The organism is Streptomyces sp. NPDC000404 (assembly GCF_040300365.1).
Classification (GTDB): Bacteria; Actinomycetota; Actinomycetes; order Streptomycetales; family Streptomycetaceae; genus Streptomyces; species Streptomyces ramulosus.
In genome coordinates this window covers 190,090-205,203 of the sequence record NZ_JBEPDN010000009.1, presented here as the reverse complement: position 1 = coordinate 205,203, position 15,114 = coordinate 190,090, and the positions used below count along the sequence as shown (strand labels likewise).

At 71.5% G+C, this 15,114-nt stretch carries 16 protein-coding genes; 9 read left to right on the top strand and 7 right to left on the bottom strand.

What is annotated here, in order from left to right; genetic code table 11:
* Window positions 1–38: 38 nt before the first annotated feature.
* Complete coding sequence (locus tag ABT345_RS19310; protein ID WP_345090069.1) at window positions 39–1,205, top strand: hypothetical protein; 1,167 nt, start codon at window positions 39–41, stop codon at window positions 1,203–1,205.
* 8 nt (window positions 1,206–1,213) lie between these two features.
* Here the strand turns inward: ABT345_RS19310 and ABT345_RS19305 are convergent, their stop codons facing one another.
* On the bottom strand, window positions 1,214–1,582 hold the full coding sequence (locus tag ABT345_RS19305) for a hypothetical protein (RefSeq protein ID WP_345090071.1): 369 nt from the start codon (window positions 1,580–1,582) through the stop codon (window positions 1,214–1,216).
* Between the two features lie 317 nt (window positions 1,583–1,899).
* Between ABT345_RS19305 and ABT345_RS19300 the strand changes: the two genes are divergently transcribed.
* The 7 genes from ABT345_RS19300 (at window position 1,900) to ABT345_RS19270 (ending at window position 6,708) form a co-directional block, all read left to right on the top strand.
* The gene (locus tag ABT345_RS19300; protein WP_345090074.1) at window positions 1,900–2,742 is read left to right on the top strand and encodes a helix-turn-helix domain-containing protein; all 843 of its coding nucleotides are present in this window, start codon (window positions 1,900–1,902) and stop codon (window positions 2,740–2,742) included.
* Window positions 2,739–2,951 (top strand): DUF397 domain-containing protein, encoded by a 213-nt coding sequence (locus tag ABT345_RS19295; RefSeq protein ID WP_351322873.1) that lies wholly within the window; start codon window positions 2,739–2,741, stop codon window positions 2,949–2,951. Before ABT345_RS19300 ends, ABT345_RS19295 begins: the two co-directional genes overlap by 4 nt.
* A gap of 151 nt (window positions 2,952–3,102) precedes the next feature.
* On the top strand, window positions 3,103–3,315 hold the full coding sequence (locus tag ABT345_RS19290) for a DUF397 domain-containing protein (RefSeq protein WP_351322871.1): 213 nt from the start codon (window positions 3,103–3,105) through the stop codon (window positions 3,313–3,315).
* A 151-nt stretch (window positions 3,316–3,466) separates the two neighbouring features.
* The gene (locus tag ABT345_RS19285) at window positions 3,467–3,679 is read left to right on the top strand and encodes a DUF397 domain-containing protein (RefSeq protein WP_345079939.1); all 213 of its coding nucleotides are present in this window, start codon (window positions 3,467–3,469) and stop codon (window positions 3,677–3,679) included.
* A gap of 197 nt (window positions 3,680–3,876) precedes the next feature.
* Window positions 3,877–4,503 carry a hypothetical protein gene (locus tag ABT345_RS19280; RefSeq protein WP_345079848.1) on the top strand — a complete coding sequence of 209 codons (627 nt, stop codon included), beginning with the start codon at window positions 3,877–3,879 and terminating at the stop codon, window positions 4,501–4,503.
* Between the two features lie 121 nt (window positions 4,504–4,624).
* Window positions 4,625–4,699 (top strand): DUF397 domain-containing protein, encoded by a 75-nt coding sequence (locus ABT345_RS19275; protein ID WP_351322945.1) that lies wholly within the window; start codon window positions 4,625–4,627, stop codon window positions 4,697–4,699.
* 140 nt (window positions 4,700–4,839) lie between these two features.
* Window positions 4,840–6,708 carry an FG-GAP-like repeat-containing protein gene (locus ABT345_RS19270; protein ID WP_345079845.1) on the top strand — a complete coding sequence of 623 codons (1,869 nt, stop codon included), beginning with the start codon at window positions 4,840–4,842 and terminating at the stop codon, window positions 6,706–6,708.
* Between the two features lie 24 nt (window positions 6,709–6,732).
* Here ABT345_RS19270 and ABT345_RS19265 read toward each other — a convergent pair whose 3' ends face one another.
* Complete coding sequence (locus tag ABT345_RS19265; RefSeq protein ID WP_345079842.1) at window positions 6,733–7,614, bottom strand: alpha/beta fold hydrolase; 882 nt, start codon at window positions 7,612–7,614, stop codon at window positions 6,733–6,735.
* Window positions 7,615–7,750: 136 nt separating this feature from the next.
* On the opposite strand from ABT345_RS19265, the gene ABT345_RS19260 reads away from it, so the two are divergent.
* Window positions 7,751–8,335 carry a CGNR zinc finger domain-containing protein gene (locus tag ABT345_RS19260; RefSeq protein ID WP_345079839.1) on the top strand — a complete coding sequence of 195 codons (585 nt, stop codon included), beginning with the start codon at window positions 7,751–7,753 and terminating at the stop codon, window positions 8,333–8,335.
* Between the two features lie 63 nt (window positions 8,336–8,398).
* Here ABT345_RS19260 and ABT345_RS19255 read toward each other — a convergent pair whose 3' ends face one another.
* The 5 genes from ABT345_RS19255 to ABT345_RS19235 all read right to left on the bottom strand — a co-directional run bounded on the left by ABT345_RS19255 (window position 8,399) and on the right by ABT345_RS19235 (window position 14,951).
* Complete coding sequence (locus ABT345_RS19255; RefSeq protein WP_345079936.1) at window positions 8,399–9,670, bottom strand: amidohydrolase; 1,272 nt, start codon at window positions 9,668–9,670, stop codon at window positions 8,399–8,401.
* 194 nt (window positions 9,671–9,864) lie between these two features.
* Entirely contained in the window at window positions 9,865–11,142 is a 1,278-nt protein-coding gene (locus ABT345_RS19250) for a hypothetical protein (RefSeq protein WP_345079933.1), read from the bottom strand.
* A 124-nt stretch (window positions 11,143–11,266) separates the two neighbouring features.
* Window positions 11,267–12,193: an N-acetylneuraminate synthase family protein gene (locus ABT345_RS19245; protein ID WP_345079836.1), complete on the bottom strand. Its 927-nt coding sequence runs from the start codon at window positions 12,191–12,193 to the stop codon at window positions 11,267–11,269.
* A gap of 68 nt (window positions 12,194–12,261) precedes the next feature.
* Window positions 12,262–13,560, bottom strand: coding sequence for a cytidylyltransferase domain-containing protein (locus tag ABT345_RS19240; protein WP_345079833.1), 1,299 nt, complete (start codon window positions 13,558–13,560; stop codon window positions 12,262–12,264).
* 53 nt (window positions 13,561–13,613) lie between these two features.
* Entirely contained in the window at window positions 13,614–14,951 is a 1,338-nt protein-coding gene (locus ABT345_RS19235) for a DUF6716 putative glycosyltransferase (protein ID WP_345079830.1), read from the bottom strand.
* Between the last annotated feature and the right edge of the window lie 163 nt (window positions 14,952–15,114).

Below are 15,114 nucleotides of genomic sequence, written 5' to 3'. Positions count from 1 at the left end.
GGGACCTCCAAAACCATGTCCCGTAAGGGCTCGGACTCATGAATGACATCGTCTTCAACGAGGCCGTAGGCGCGAATTTCCCGGCCGCAATATCTTCCGGTTCCGACTTCGTCGTCGCCTGGTCGAACTACCGAAACAATGCCATCAAGACGCGCAGGGTACTCCCGAACGGAACCCTGCCCGACGGGGAAACCACGGTGAACGATCCGACCCCGCAGGTGCGCAGCGCTCCCGCGATATGCCGTGTCGGATTCGAGGGTTATGGCGTCGTGTGGCGGGAGGGACAGAGCAATCCCGGCTCCCAATTGAAGCTTCGCCACTTCACCCATGGCGGTGCCACGCCTGGACCGGAAAAGGTCATCGCCCCGTGCGACCCGGACGCCGTTCCGGCGATGGCGTTCATGACCGACGGTGGTTTCGTCGCCACCTGGACGAGTCCGGACCCGGGGCAGCGCATTCGCGTGCAGCGATTCGATTCCCAGTGCAACAAAGCCGGTCCCGAGTTCACCGCGAACATCACTCCGGGGACATTTCAGCGGCCGGTGGTCTCGTCGGTGGGGGACGGCTCGCTCTACGTCATCGCCTGGGGACCCGGCCAGAACGATCCGCGGCACCCCGCCTTCCGCATCTTCGACTTCGACGGAACGCCGCAGACGGGAGAGGTCGTGCCCGACATCTCGGGCAGCGACGGCTCCTTCGAAGCCGTCGCCCTCCTCGATGTGGACGGCAGATTCGCGCTGGCCGAAGTGGCGCATTCCGTCCCCAGCGACCTGGGCGTCATGCAGAGCAATGCCGGGGTGAACATCTACGAGTCCACCGGATCCCCCGCAGGCCTGTTCGCGGTCACGAAGGACAGTCAGGGCGTCAATTCCTCCTGGGTGGCGCTTTCCGGATTGCTGGGCGGGCAATTCCTGCTCTCCTGGGTGGAACGCAGCGCCGAGACCTTCGCGACCCCTCCGGCGGTCATGGCCAGGGTGTTCACCGGCGCCTCGGACGCGCTCGGCGGCGGGACCAAGGGAGCCGTCGGACCCGAGGTCCAGGCCAGCACCATGACCACGGACAACCGCAACCAGGTCTGCGTCACGACCGATTTCAGCGACCTTCCGCTGCATTCCCTCGTGGCCTGGTCCGACTTCGACGGCGCCAACGATTTCGCGGTGCACGGAAAGATATTCCAGGTGGGCTCGGACGGTTCACTGTCCTGACGGACGACTCACTCCCCGGCCGGAGCTTCCGCTGCTTCTCCTCCCGGCTCCGCCATCCGCAGCCCCCGGGAATCGGCGACGCACAGTGCGTCCCGCAGGCATTCGGCGAGGCGGACGCCGGCGTAGCGCAACTCTCCATATGGAGACATCGGGTCGGAGAGTACGGCGCTCGCCTGCAGCAATGCGTCGCGACCGGCCGCGAGTTGGGTTTCTTCGAGACTGTCGGCGAGACGGGAGAGAAAGCTGCCGGGTCCGCTGGTACTGAGGACGCAGAGCTTGCCGTCGGCGGTCCACGGCAGGACGCGGACGTGGTGGGCGTGATCGGCGTCGATGAGACTCGGGGCGACCGCGGGCCGTCCCTCGGGGCTTTCGTTCACGGCTGACTCCAGGGATCTTCGACGAGCGGGGGCGAGAGCGTTCGAGAGGTGCCCGGGACGTGTGAAATGCGGGTCCGAGCGCCGAACGCGCGTCCCTCGCAACGGATTTCGGCGACGGAGACCGTCACCGCAGGTCACTTCGGAAGCGCGGGGTGGCGCGGGATATGGCGCGCCCCTGGCGTTTCACGCGGTCAGCATCACAATTCGGAGCAATCCCGACAGGCATAGCCGTCCCTCTCCGTAGTCATTCCACTACCGGCGAGGGGTTAGCGTGGCCTGGCATCGACACCGTCTTCAACGTTGCATTTCCGGAGGGCATGTTGGTCAACATCAAGGAACTGACCCCTGAGGCAAGCCCGCAGGCCGCCTTCGGCGCACGTGTACGCAGCGCCCGCGAAGCGCGGGGCTGGAAGCAGGACGATCTCGCCGAGATGGTCGGCTACTCGGGCAGACACATCTCGGCAATCGAAACCGGCCGCAAGCCGCCGACTCTGCGGTTTTCGCGCAGTCTTGACGCGGCGTTGAGCCTCGCGGGGACCCCGGAATCGTTCGAGCGGGGCTGGGGCGAAATCCGCAACGGAAGCCTGCTGGAAGGTTTTCCGGAGTACGTGGGATTCGAGTCACGAGCCGTCGAACTCCGGATGTTCCATATCGGCGTGATTCCCGGTCTACTCCAGACACCCGCGTATGCAAGGGCAATGGAAGAGGGCAACGTGAGGCGGGGAACGATCACTCCCGAGCAGGCCGATGAGCGTGTCTCGATCCTGGCAGAGCGTCAGGCTGCCCTGACACGCCCCAGGCTACCCACGATGCTTGTGGTGATGGACGAGAGCTGCATTCGTCGTCCGGTCGGTGGCACTGAGGTCATGAACGACCAGCTGCGGCACCTCATGGAGTTCGCGAAGCTGCCGAACTCCATGCTCCAGGTCGCCCCGTACGACATAGGCGAGCGGCGCCCCTTCAATCTGCCGATCAACCTGCTGACGATGTCGGACCGGTCCATGATCGCGTACGCAGAGTCCCAAGCGCAGGGGCACTTGGACCGGGAAGCGACGTTCGTACTGTCCGTGCTGTCGGCCTACCATCAGTTGCAGGCCGAATCGCTGTCCCAAGCGGATTCCGTAGCCATGATCGAGCAGTTGCGAAAGGGCTCCCCGTGACGACCGACCAACTCCCCCTGACCTGGTTCAAGTCCTCCTACAGCGGCAACGGCGGCGAGTGCATCGAGGTCGCCGCCAACCTTGTTGCCACGCGCGGCATCGTCCCCGTCCGCGACTCCAAGGCCCCCCACGGTCCCGCGCTCAGCATCCCCGCCACCGCGTTCGCGTCGTTCGTCGCAGGCATCAAGACCGGAGAGTTCCGCGCCTGAGCCAGGCCGCGTACGCACGAAAGCCCCGCCGGGCCCTCCCGACCAGAGGACCGGGCGGGGCCTTCGTTTGCCCTCTCGTGGCGGCGACACCCGGCTTCTACCCTCGGACGGGACGACCGTCAGCGCGCTGAAAACAGCGAAAGGGCACCCCGTGACGACCGACTCCCTCCCCCTGACCTGGCTCAAGTCCTCCTACAGCGGCAACGGCGGCGAGTGCATCGAGGTCGCCGCCAACCTTGTTGCCACGCGCGGCATCGTCCCCGTCCGCGACTCCAAGGCCCCCCACGGTCCCGCGCTCAGCATCCCCGCCACCGCGTTCGCGTCGTTCGTCGCAGGCATCAAGACCGGAGAGTTCCGCGCCTGAGCCAGGCCGCGTACGCACGAAAGCCCCGCCGGGCCCTCCCGACCAGAGGACCGGGCGGGGCCTTCGTTTGCCCTCTCGTGGCGGCGACACCCGGCTTCTACCCTCGGACGGGACGACCGTCAGCGCGCTGAAAACAGCGAAAGGGCACCCCGTGACGACCGACTCCCTCCCCCTGACCTGGCTCAAGTCCTCCTACAGCGGCAACGGTGGCTCCTGCGTCGAGTGGGCCCCTGCCCATGCGGCGGCCACCGGCATAGTTCCCGTCCGCGACTCCAAGGCCCCCAACGGTCCCGCGCTCAACGTCCCCGTCACCGCGTTCGCGTCGTTCGTCGCGGGCGTCAAGGCCGGAGAATTCCGCGCCTGAGCCGGAGCGCGTACGCACGAAAGCCCCGCCGGGCCCTCCCGACCAGAGGGCCGGGCGGGGCTTTCGTTTGCCCTGCTCACGGCGGTAACGGCAGGCGATCTCGCGGCATTAGCGCCCCGTTAGTGGAACGGCAGGCCGGTCTTCCAGAGTGGTGATCGTCCGGGAACGAGACGACAGAAACCGAGCCACGGGAGCCCATGATGATCACCGCCACCGCCCACCGCTTCCGCGGTCGCACCGGCCGCCGTATCGCCCTTGCCGTCACCGTCGCGGCGGCGCTGGGGACGGGCCTCACCGCGTGCGGGCAGAGCGACACCGGGGCGGGCAAGGTGAACGCGTCGTCGCAGGTGCAGGACGAGGGGCAGGCGCAGTCCGGCGCGCAGGGGACGCCGAAGAGCGCGGGCGCCGGGGAGCACCACGCGCCGGAGGGCGCGCCCGCCGAGGGCGCCGAGGGCGGGACCACCGGGGGCAGCGGCGGCGGATCGACCGGGGGCGGCAACGGCGCGGGCGATGCGCCGGGGCAGGCGCGGACGCTCGTCGGCAAGCTGTCCTACCTCGCGCCCGGCAAGCTGATCGTCAAGCCCGACAACGGCGGCATGGACCAGGCATTCCTGGTCGCCAACGCCACGAAGGTGCTCGGCGCGGCCGCGATCTGCGGTGACCCCGAGGGCAACGTCGCCGTCGACAAGGAGGGCTTCGGCACCTACAAGTGCGACGTGGAGCAGCTGGAGACCGCCGCCAAGACCAACAGCGTGACCGTCCGCGTCACCCTGGACGGCAAGCTCGGCGCCGCCGAGGTCGTCGCGGAGAAGTACCACCCGTAGACCGCGTCAGTGCTACGCCGCCGCCACCGTACGGGTCAGGAAGTCCCGGACGGTGGCGGCGGACTCCTATCCTCGGACGGGACGACCGTGAGCACACCGACAAGCGGCGAAGGGGCCTGACATGACGTACGGATCTCCCCGCTGGTTCAAGTCCTCCTACAGCGGCAACGGCGGCACCTGCGTCCGTCGCGCCTGAAGGGGCCGCAGCCCCCGGGGCCTTCCGGTCGCCCCCCGCCGAGCGCCCCTGCGCCCGACAAGGCGCCCCCAACTCTGGTTCCGGAGACGGCTTTTGGCCACCCTCGTGTTGCACATGAGGAAGGGGCCAGGAGCAGGAATATGGTGAGCGCTCCATCATTTGGAGAAGGGACCGGCACTGTGGGGGACAGCCGACTGGGACTCGTGTTGATCCACGGGTTCATGTCCGGACCGAAGGTGTGGGAGCCGTTGCGCGAGCTGATCGCCGCGGACCGGGGGCTCGGGTTCGTCGCACCGCTGGCGTTCGAGTACGCGACCGGGCTGCTGCCGGTCCATCCGCTGCGGGCCATCCCGTCGATCGACACGGTCGCCGACAGCCTCAAGGAATACCTGACCACGGAAGCCGGCGCGTTCGACCAGCTGCTCCTGGTCACCCACAGCCAGGGCGGACTGGTCGCCCAGCGCTATCTGGCCCGCATGCTCCACGACGGCAAAGGCCGCGAACTCGCCCGTATCCAGCGGCTGGTCATGCTCGCCTGCCCGAGCAACGGCTCCGAACTGGCACTCTCCTTGCGACGTCGTGCGTTGGGCGCGCGCAATCCGCAGGAGAAGGATCTCCGCCCGCTGGCCGACCGGGCCAATGAGGCCCTGCACACGGTCATCCGTGATGTCGTGCACGCCACCGCGATCACCGATCGGACCTGCCCCATCCCGGTGTCGGTCTACGCGGGCGAGAGCGACCGCGTGGTCTCCCGCGCCTCGGCACACTCCTCCTTTTCGGACCGATCCGCCCTGCCGGGCGACCACTTCAGCATCCTCAAGGCCGATTCGCCTCAGCACCGGACGTTCACCACTCTTCGCCGTCACCTCCTCGCCACGCGCAGCGAACCGTACGTACCCGGGCCGGAACCGGAGGCGAGGCCCGAACCGGCGGGCGCCTTCACGCATACCCCGGCCGGGGAAGAGCCCTCCGGGAAGCGGCGGCGCCAGGTGACCGTGATCGCCTCGGCCGCCGCGCTGGCCGCCGTCGCCGCGGTCCTGTATTTCGCTCCGATGCCGTGGAAATCGACCGACACCTCATCTGTCGAGGACTCCACGTCACCTGCCGCAGGGACCGGTTCGAGCACTCCGGACCCGAAGCAGACGGACGGCGGCGTCGCCCCGCCCGCCCCGGCCACGAACGCATTCTGGTTTGCCCAGATCAACCCCGATATAGACAAGAAGGCCGAAATTCTCAAGGTCGACAAGAACCAGAAATTCCAATTCTGGTGGAACGGCGGGGTCAAGAACGGGCGTCTGCATTACGGAGGGAAGGGGGAGAACCTGTATTCCCCTGCGCCCGGCGCGGACGGCGCCGCATTGCGCTTCGGCGACATCGACGGTGACCAGTGGCCCGACTGCATGGTGGTGGACCCGACCGGCAAGCTGACCGTCCACACCTGGGTCAAAGAGAACAAGGCAGGCCGCCGCATGTGTATGCGCAGGTACGACGGCGACGCCGACGTCCCCCTGCTCGCCACCGCCGACCGCGTACCGGACCTCAAGGAGATCCAGTTCGCGGACATCGATGGGGACAAAAAAGTCGATTACCTGTGGGTCGAGCCGAGCAGCAAGGTGACCGTCTGGTTCAACCGGGGCTTCACGGATGCAGGAGGGGAAAAGCGACTGCAATGGTCCCCTCCCACGAGGACCAGCACGACCGTCTACAACCGTGAATTGAGGTTTGCCGACCTCGACGGAAATGGGCGTGCCGACCAGATCCTCATCACCCCCAACGGTGGCGCAAATGCCTGGCTCAACCTGAGCGGCGCGGAATCGGGCATCGATTCCATCGACATCCATCAGATCGTGCCGGACACCGGCGCCCCGCCGGAGGAGATTCAGTTCGCCGACGTCGACGGAGACGGAAAAGCCGAATTCCTGCATATCGACAAGTCGGGCGCGATCCAGGTCCGGGAGCCCGTCCTGCCCAAGGGAACCCAGGAGCCGTCCGGGCCGTCAGGTGACTGAACCTCGCCGCCGGGCGCGCGGCCGTCACCGCCCGGCGACCGCCACCGTACGGGTCAGGAAGTCCCGGACGGTGGCGGCGGTGCTGTCCGGGTGGCTCTCCAGCAGGAAGTGGCCGCCGTCCGGGACGAGGTGGATCTCGGCGTCCGGCAGGTCCCGGGCGAAGGCGCGTGCGCCGTCGGGGCCGAAGATGCGGTCGCCGGCGCCCCAGACCGCGAGCAGCGGGACGCGGCTCTCGCGGAAGTAGGCGTGGACCTGCGGGTAGAGGGGCGGGTTGGTGGCGTAGTCGCGGAAGAGGGCGAGCTGGACGAGGTCGTTGCCGGGGCGGGCGAGGTCGCGGTGGTCGGCGGTCCAGGTGTCGGGGTCGACGAGTTCGGGCCGCGCCACGCCGTGCAGGTACTGCCAGCGGATGGCGTCGAGTCCGAGGGCGGCGCGGACCGCCGGTTCCGTGGCGGGGCCGGGGGCGTCCGCGTAGGCCCAGACGGGCGCCCAGAAGTCCGGGACGAAGCCCTCGTCGTAGGCGTTGCCGTTCTGGGTGATGACGGCGGTGAGCGCGTCCGGGCGGCGCAGCGCGAGCCGCCAGCCGATGGGGGCGCCGTAGTCCTGGACGTAGACGGCGTGGCGGGCGATGCCGAGGTGGTCCAGGAGGGCTTCGGTGACGTCGGTGAGAGTGTCGAAGGTGTACCGGAAGGTGTCGGCGGGCGGGGCGTCGGAGTGGCCGAAGCCGAGGTGGTCGGGGGCGATGAGGTGGAACCGGTCGGCGAGTTCGGGGATCAGCCGGCGGAACATGCGGGAGCTGGTGGGGAAGCCGTGCAGGAGGACGACGGCGGGGGCGTCGCGGGGGCCGGCCTCGCGGTAGAAGACGCGGTGGCCGTGGACGGTGGCGTACCGGTGATGGATCTCAACCATGGCTGACTAACCTTCTTAAGCTGCTTTAAGGGTTACTCCGTATCTCCAGTGGAGTGGATGCGGAGTAACCTGTCAAGCCCGGGAAGAGGGTTAGCACGTGGTGCGCCACCGGGTGGCCGGAGCGAGGTGGGTGGAGATGGGCGACGAAACGGCGCGGGTCGGTGAAGAGGCGCGGGTCGGCGGAGAGGCACAGGCCGGCGGAGAGGCGCAGGCCGGTGAAGAGGCGCAGGTCAGCGAGGAGGCGCTGCTCGACGCGTTGAACAGCACGCCGGTGGTGGACGGCCGGGCGCAGGATCTGTGGGCCGACGACGCGGCGGTGCGGCGGTGGGCGCGGGCGCACGGCGGGCCCGGGGACGCGGCGGCGCTCGGCTGGCTGCGGACGGTGCGCGATGTGCTCCAGGACGCCACCCGCGGGCCGGTGCCGCAGGCGGCGCTGCGGCAGGTGCTCACCGGGGTCCGCCGCCGGCCCGAGGTCGGCGCGGCGGGGCTGCGGTGGCGGCTGGAGGCGCCGGCCGAGCGGCGGCTCGCGGTGGAGCTGGTGCTCGCCTGGTACGACGTCCAGGAGCGGCGGCCGGGACGGCTGCGGCCGTGCGGCAACGACGAGTGCCGCCTCTTCCTCCTCGACCGCAGCCGCGCCAACACCGCCCGCTGGTGTTCGATGAAGACCTGCGGCAACCGGCTCAAGGCACGGCGCCACCAGGAGCGGGCCCGGCGGACCTGAACGCGACGGCCCCCGGGGCCGCCGGGTGCAGGGGGCCGTCGGGGGCCGGTTCGGGCGCGGGGTTCAGAAGAGCGGTGCCGCTCCGGACAGCAGGGCGGCCGCCGTGAAGAGTTCGACGCCGGTGCGGATCGCGGACTCGTCGACGTCGAAGTCGCCGCGGTGCAGGTCGAGGCGGTCACCACTGCCGGGGACGCGGACACCGAGGCGGGCCATGGCGCCGGGCACGTGCTCCAGGTACCACGAGAAGTCCTCGCCGCCCAGGGACTGTTCGGTGGACTCGACGGCGGTGGGACCGCAGCGGGCGGTCATCGCGTCGTGCAGGAGCTGCGCGGAGGTCGCTTCGTTGACGACGGGCGGGACGCCGCGGACGTAGGTGATCTGCGACTTGGCGCCGTGCAGGGTGGCGATCTCGTCGATCGCGGCGTGCACCAGGTCGGGGGCGCGGCGCCAGGCGTCCAGGTCGAGGCAGCGGACCGTGCCGGAGAGTTCGGCGTGCTGCGGGATGACGTTGCAGGCGTGCCCGGCGTCCAGGCGGCCCCAGGTGACGGCGAGGCCGGAGCGGGCGTCGACGCGGCGGGCGACGAGCGCGGGGACGTCGACGGCGACGCGGGCGGCGGCGGTGACCAGGTCGGTGGTCAGATGCGGGCGCGCGGTGTGGCCGCCGGGGCCGTCGAGGGCCAGCTCCAGCCGGTCGCAGGCGGAGGTGATCGGGCCGGTGCGCAGGCCGATGCGGCCGGCGTCGACGCGCGGATCGCAGTGGACGGCGAGGATGCGGCCGACGCCGTCCAGCGCGCCGGACTCGATGGCGTCGGGGGCGCCGCCGGGCAGCACCTCCTCGGCGGGCTGGAACAGCAGCCGTACCGGGTACGGCAGTTGGCCCTTGCGGGCCAGCTCGGCGAGGACCAGTCCGGCGCCGAGGACGACGGTGGTGTGGACGTCGTGGCCGCAGGCGTGGGCGCGGTCGGCGACGGTGGAGCGGTATGCGACGGTCTTCGTGTCCGGGATGGGCAGGGCGTCGATGTCGGCGCGCAGGGCCAGCAGCGGGCGGGTGTCGGGGCCGTCGCCCGCGGGGAGGTCGACGCGGGTGATGTCCGCCGGGTCGGTGCCGATGTCGCAGATCAGGCCGGTGCCGACGGTGAGGACGCGGGGCCGCAGACCGGCCGCCTCCAGACGGCTGCGGATCGCCTCGGTGGTGCGGAACTCCTGATTACCCAGCTCGGGGTGCATGTGCAGGTCGCGCCGGAAGGCGATGAGTTCGGTGTGCAACGCCTCGGAGAGGACTCCGGGGAGCAGGTCCTGCGGGTCGGTCGGGTCAGGGGCGGCGGCAGGGTACATCAGTTGGCTCACGCGGGGAAGGTTACGGTCCCCGCGGGGGCAACTGTCCCTGGATCAACAAAAGTTCAGCCCGTCAGGGGAAGATTTTCGAGCCGTACGCCGCATGGATGACCTCGCGGTGGGGTATTTCCTTTTGTTTTTGCACCGTACGCGACCGCTTCCGGACCGTCGGTGCGCCCCCGAGGGCCGTCGCCTCATTCCGTTGCCGTGGGCGGCTCCGGCTCCGTGGCGGACTCCGGTGGCAGGCGGTCGACGCCGCGGGCGGTGCCGGTGACGTCGTCCAGGAAGCCCTGGGCGCGCGGCGAGGCGCGGCTGGTGAGCCAGGCCGGGTCGACGTCGCAGACCGCGACGCGGACGCCGGTGCCGACGAGGGCGAGCGGCAGGGTGTGCACCACCGTCGAGGGGAAGCTGACGATCAGCCGTCCGATGGGTCCGCGGCGGGCGATCAGCTCCAGGGGGAGGTCGGGGCGGACCACCTCCAGACCGGTCTCGGTGGCGAGCCGGTGCAGCTTGTCGGTGTGCTCGCGGCGGTGGGCGAAGTAGCGGGTGGCGCCGTGCGTACGGGCCAGTTGGGCGACGGCCGCCAGATAGCGGTCGAGGTCGACGACGCCGGTCTCGACGAGGGAGGTGCCGACGATGTCGGCGGCGCGGGTCAGCCGCGGCGGGCCGAAGCGGCGGCGGGTCCAGGCGAAGGCGTTGGTGGCGATGCGGACGCCGGGCGGCGCCTCGACCGGCATGGAGCTGAAGACGCCGACGGTGCGGCGGCCGCCCTCCGGCGCCGGGGTGAGGCGGCGGCGCGCGGCGCGGGCGAACGGCGCGAAGACCAGATCGCGCGCGCCCCGGCCGCTGCCGTGCCGGTGCCAGCGCACCAGCCGTTCGCCGCGGGCCAGTTGGGCGATGAACTCCATCGTCGCGGTGCCGTCGTCGACGACGACCAGATCGCGGGCGCGGGCGAGGGTGAGCAGCAGTTGGACGTAGCGGGAGAACGGGTCGCCGATGACGATGCGTTCGGCGCGGCGCAGCAGCGGGGCGAGGCCGCCGATGGTGCGCAGCGGGGCCGTGGCGCCGCCGCGGGCGTCCTCCCAGCGGACGGAGTGGCCTTCCTCGCGGGCGAGTTCGGCCATCCGCCGCAGCTGGCCGCGGGTCATCGGGTCGTGCGGGGAGAGCACGACGATGGTGAGGGCGGTGGCGGCGGGCGCGCGCTCCGGGGGCGCGGCGGCGGCCGGGGGGCCGCAGACGTGGCCCGGGGCGACCGGCGGGCCGGAGGTGTGCGCCGGGGCGGTCGCCTCCGCCGGGGCGCCGGGAGCGGCCGGGGCGTCGGGAGCGGACGCGCCGCCGAGCGGGCCCGCGCCGCCCTCCTCGTAGGCCCACTCCAGCACGTTCAGCAGCTGAACCGGGCTTTCGACGAAGGCGAGGGTGGCCGGGGGCAGGGCGGTGGCGCCGTTGGCGGCGCGGTCGCGGGGGCGGGGCACCCCCGGGAGGCGGCGGGGGGTGCCCGCCGCCTCCTGGGGCGGGGCCGCCGCGCCGGGCGCGGGCGGCTCGGCGCGGGGGCCGTCGGATGCGGTCACGGGGGTGTCCGCCCTTTCCCTGGGCCGGTCAGACCGCGGCGGGGGCCGCGGCCTCCGCCTCGGCGACGACGCCGGTGACACGGCGCAGCTTCTTCATCGGGCCCAGCTCGCTCTCGTAGACCTTCTTGACGCCGTCGCCGAGGGACTCCTCGATGGTGCGGATGTCGCGGACGAGGCGGGACAGGCCCTGCGGCTCGACGGAGGCGGCCTGGTCGGAGCCCCACATGGCGCGGTCGAGGGTGATGTGGCGCTCGACGAAGGTGGCGCCGAGGGCGACCGCGGCGAGGGTGGTCTGCAGGCCGGTCTCGTGGCCGGAGTAGCCGATCGGGACGTTCGGGAACTCGTCCTGGAGGGTGTTGATCATCCGGAGGTTCAGCTCCTCCGCCTTCGCCGGGTACGTCGAGGTGGCGTGGCAGAGCAGGATGTTGTCGCTGCCCAGGACCTCGACGGCGTGGCGGATCTGCTTCGGGGTGGACATGCCCGTCGACAGGATGACGGTGCGGCCGGTGGCGCGCATGGCGCGCAGCAGCTCGTCGTCGGTGAGGGAGGCGGAGGCGACCTTGTAGCAGGGGACGTCGAACTTCTCCAGGAAGGCGACGGACTCGACGTCCCAGGGGGAGGCGAACCACGCGATGCTGCGCTTCTTGCAGTACTCGTCGATCGCGCGGTAGCCCTCCTCGTCGAACTCGACGCGGTGGCGGTAGTCGATGTACGTCATCCGGCCCCAGGGGGTGTCGCGCTCGATGTCCCACTGGTCGCGCGGGGTGCAGATCTCCGGGGTCCGCTTCTGGAACTTCACGGCGTCGCAGCCGGCGTCGGCGGCGGCGTCGATCAGCGCGAACGCGTTCTCCAGGTCGCCGTTGTGGTTGATGCCGATCTCGCCGGTGACGTAGACGGGACGGCCGGGGCCGGCCTCGCGGTTGCCGAGGTTGCGGATGCGGGAGTTGCTGCTCATGGGGAGGTCCTTCGTGTGTGGGTGGGTACCGGGCGCGGTGCCCGGGTGTGCGGTGTGGTGCGGGGTGTTCAGAGGGACGGGCCCAGGAGCCAGGAGGCGATCTCGCGGACGGCGCCGCTGCCTCCGGGTGTGGCGGTGACGGCGCGGGCCGCGCCGCGCACCACGTCGTGCGCCCCGGCGACGGCGACGGGCCAGCCGACGACGTCGAAACAGGGCAGGTCGTTGACGTCGTTGCCGACGTAGAGCACCCGCTCGGGCGCGATGCCCGACTCCTCGCACCACTGCTTGAGGGCGAGGTCCTTGCGGTCGATGCCGTGCAGGACGGGGATGCGGAGCTTGCGGGCGCGGGCGGCGACCACCGGGTTCTGCTCCGAGGAGAGGATCAGCAGCTTCAGGCCCGCCTTGCGGAGCGCGGCGATGCCGAGGCCGTCGCCGCGGTGGACGGAGACGAACTCCCGCCCGTCCGCGTCGATCAGCACCCGGTCGTCGGTCTGGGTGCCGTCGAAGTCCATGACGACCGCGTCGATGTCGTCCGCGCCGGGCAGCACGCCGGGCACCTCCGCGTCGAGGAGCGGCGCGAGGGCGCGGGCGCGGGCCAGGTCGTGCGGGTCGTCGATCTCCAGGACGCGCGCCGGGTCGGTGCGGACCGGTTCGGTGCGGCCGAAGAAGCGGTGGCCGACGGCGCGGAAGCCGGTGGCGTCCATGGCGTAGGCGGCGCCGGTCTCCAGCAGGTCCTGGGGGCGGTCCTGGCGGCGGGGGCGGAAGGACTTGTCGTGGTTGACGCCGTAGCCGCCGGACGGGGCGAGGGCGGTGGCGGTGGCGCGGCGGCCGGCCGGGGCGGCGTCCACGGCCGTCTCCAGCGCGCCGTCCTCCAGCGCTCCGGCGGCCTCCGCCATCGTGTCGGCGTCGCGCCAGACGAAGCCGTGGAAGGGGGCGACGGTCAGCGCGGTGTCGGCGCCGCCCTCGACGACGGCGGCGGCGACCCCGTCGACGTCCTCGGGCGTGAGAAACGGGCTGGTGCACTGGACCAGCAGCACCGCGTCAACCGCGGTGGCGCGCTCGGCCTCGTACGCGTCCATGGCGTGCAGCACGGCCGCTTCGCTGGTGGCGGTGTCGCCGGCGAGGTCGCCGGGGCGGCGGACGACGACGGCGCCGGCGCCGCGGGCGACCGCCGCGATGGCGTCGTCGTCGGTGGAGACCACGACGTCGGTGATCAGCCGGGAGCCGCGGCAGGCACGGACCGCGCGGGCGACCAGCGGGACGCCGCCGACGGCCGCGAGGTTCTTGGCGGGGACGCCCTTGGAGCCGCCGCGCGCGGGGATGACGGCCACCACGACGGGCGGGGTGACGGGCGGGCGGTGCGGCATGGCGGGCTCCTTCCGGGGGCCGCGCGGGCTCCCCTGGCGGGCGGACGGAACGGTCACAGCTGCCCCCAGCGGCGGATGGCGGGGGCGACGCGCTGGACGCCGTGGCGGTAGGCGCCGCGGGCGGCCTCGCGGACCGCGTCGCGGGCGACCTTGCGCAGCCCGCCGGGCGCCTCGCGGCCCTCCGGCGCGTAGCCGGCGACCGGCTTCCCGGCTGCGTCCAAGCCGTGCCGGGCGAGGATGCCGGGGAGGTAACCGGGGGCGGTGCGGGCGGTGTAGTACGGGGCGAGCGGCGGCAGCGGGCCCGCGGCGTGCAGGGCGGCGACCTTCGCGCGGGCCGCGTCGAAGGCGGTGTCGTAGCTGCCGTCGGCGCAGACGCCCTGGCGGGCGAGCCACTCGGGGTCGGGCTCGGGCCGGTGGCCGGCGTCGAGGTCGTCCCAGGAGGCGAGGCAGCCGGAGCCGAGGAAGTGGTGGTTGCCGAGGACCTCGCGGATGCCGAGGTCGGTGAGGACGGCGGTGGGCACCCCGCGGTGCAGCGACTCCAGCGCGGCGGTCGAGGAGACCGTGACCATCAGGTCGGTGCGGTCCAGGACCTCGCCCATGTTGCCGTAGACCAGGCGGCAGTTGGCGGGCAGTCCGCCGGGGGCCTTCGCCGCCAGCTTCTGGTACGGCAGCTCCTCGATGTGCGTGGTGTGCTCGCCCGGCTTGCTGCGGAGCTTGATCAGCACCTCGCGCCCGGGGTGCCGGCGGGCGTGCTCGACGGCGCGGCGCAGCAGGTACGCCCGGTCGGCGCGGTTGTCGGGCACGGACGGCTGGGCGGCGAACACCACGGTGTACGGGTCGTGGTCACCGGTGTGGCGGTCGCCGCCGAGGAAGGGCAGGGCGCATTCGGTGACGGCGGAGTCGTCGGCGCCGACGCCGCGGTAGACCGCGCGGAAGCGGTCCGCGTCGTGCCGGGAGTTGGCGAGGACGACGTCCGCGCCGTGGCGCAGCAGCAGCCCGTCGGCGAGCTTCTCGTAGACCACGCCGACGTAGCCGGTGACGACGGCGGGGCGGCGCTCGGTGTCCTCCCAGGCGCGGGCCAGTCCGTGCAGCATCGCCTGGACACCGCCGCCGACCAGCGCGAGGACGACGGTGTCGTAGGGCTCGGCGGAGCCGGCGTCGGCGCGCATCAGGTCGAGGAAGTCGATCCCGCGGATCTCGCGCAGCGTCTCCGCACGGGCGCCGACCTCGTGGAGCTGACGGACCGTGGGGGTGGCGCGGCCGCGCAGGAGGTAGCCGTCGAGCCGGGCCTCCGGGTGGATTCGGTACGCTGTCAAAGCGCCCCATTTCCACCGGGTGTCCGAATCGGCGAGTACTGCGACCCGCGGCGTAGAAGAGGTACGTGAGGGCACGTCGATGACGCTAGGAATCGATTCGGTTCGGCGGGCCAACCACCGCGCAACAAAGGGTTAACAGCGGGTCGCCGAATGGCGAACCGGCCCCGGATTCGGGCGGGTTAACCGTCCCGACATTCTTCGTTCACCGTGCCGCCCGCCCGCGGTAAAGACGAATGGC

Excerpts from the sequence above, each read along its gene's own strand:
- ABT345_RS19310 (WP_345090069.1), top strand. The coding sequence starts at position 39 with ATGAATGACATCGTCTTCAACGAGGCCGTAGGCGCGAATTTCCCGGCC.
- ABT345_RS19300 (WP_345090074.1), top strand. The coding sequence starts at position 1,900 with ATGTTGGTCAACATCAAGGAACTGACCCCTGAGGCAAGCCCGCAGGCC.
- ABT345_RS19280 (WP_345079848.1), top strand. The coding sequence starts at position 3,877 with ATGATGATCACCGCCACCGCCCACCGCTTCCGCGGTCGCACCGGCCGC.
- ABT345_RS19270 (WP_345079845.1), top strand. The coding sequence starts at position 4,840 with ATGGTGAGCGCTCCATCATTTGGAGAAGGGACCGGCACTGTGGGGGAC.
- ABT345_RS19265 (WP_345079842.1), bottom strand. The coding sequence starts at position 7,614 with ATGGTTGAGATCCATCACCGGTACGCCACCGTCCACGGCCACCGCGTC.
- ABT345_RS19260 (WP_345079839.1), top strand. The coding sequence starts at position 7,751 with ATGGGCGACGAAACGGCGCGGGTCGGTGAAGAGGCGCGGGTCGGCGGA.
- ABT345_RS19255 (WP_345079936.1), bottom strand. The coding sequence starts at position 9,670 with ATGTACCCTGCCGCCGCCCCTGACCCGACCGACCCGCAGGACCTGCTC.
- ABT345_RS19245 (WP_345079836.1), bottom strand. The coding sequence starts at position 12,193 with ATGAGCAGCAACTCCCGCATCCGCAACCTCGGCAACCGCGAGGCCGGC.
- ABT345_RS19240 (WP_345079833.1), bottom strand. The coding sequence starts at position 13,560 with ATGCCGCACCGCCCGCCCGTCACCCCGCCCGTCGTGGTGGCCGTCATC.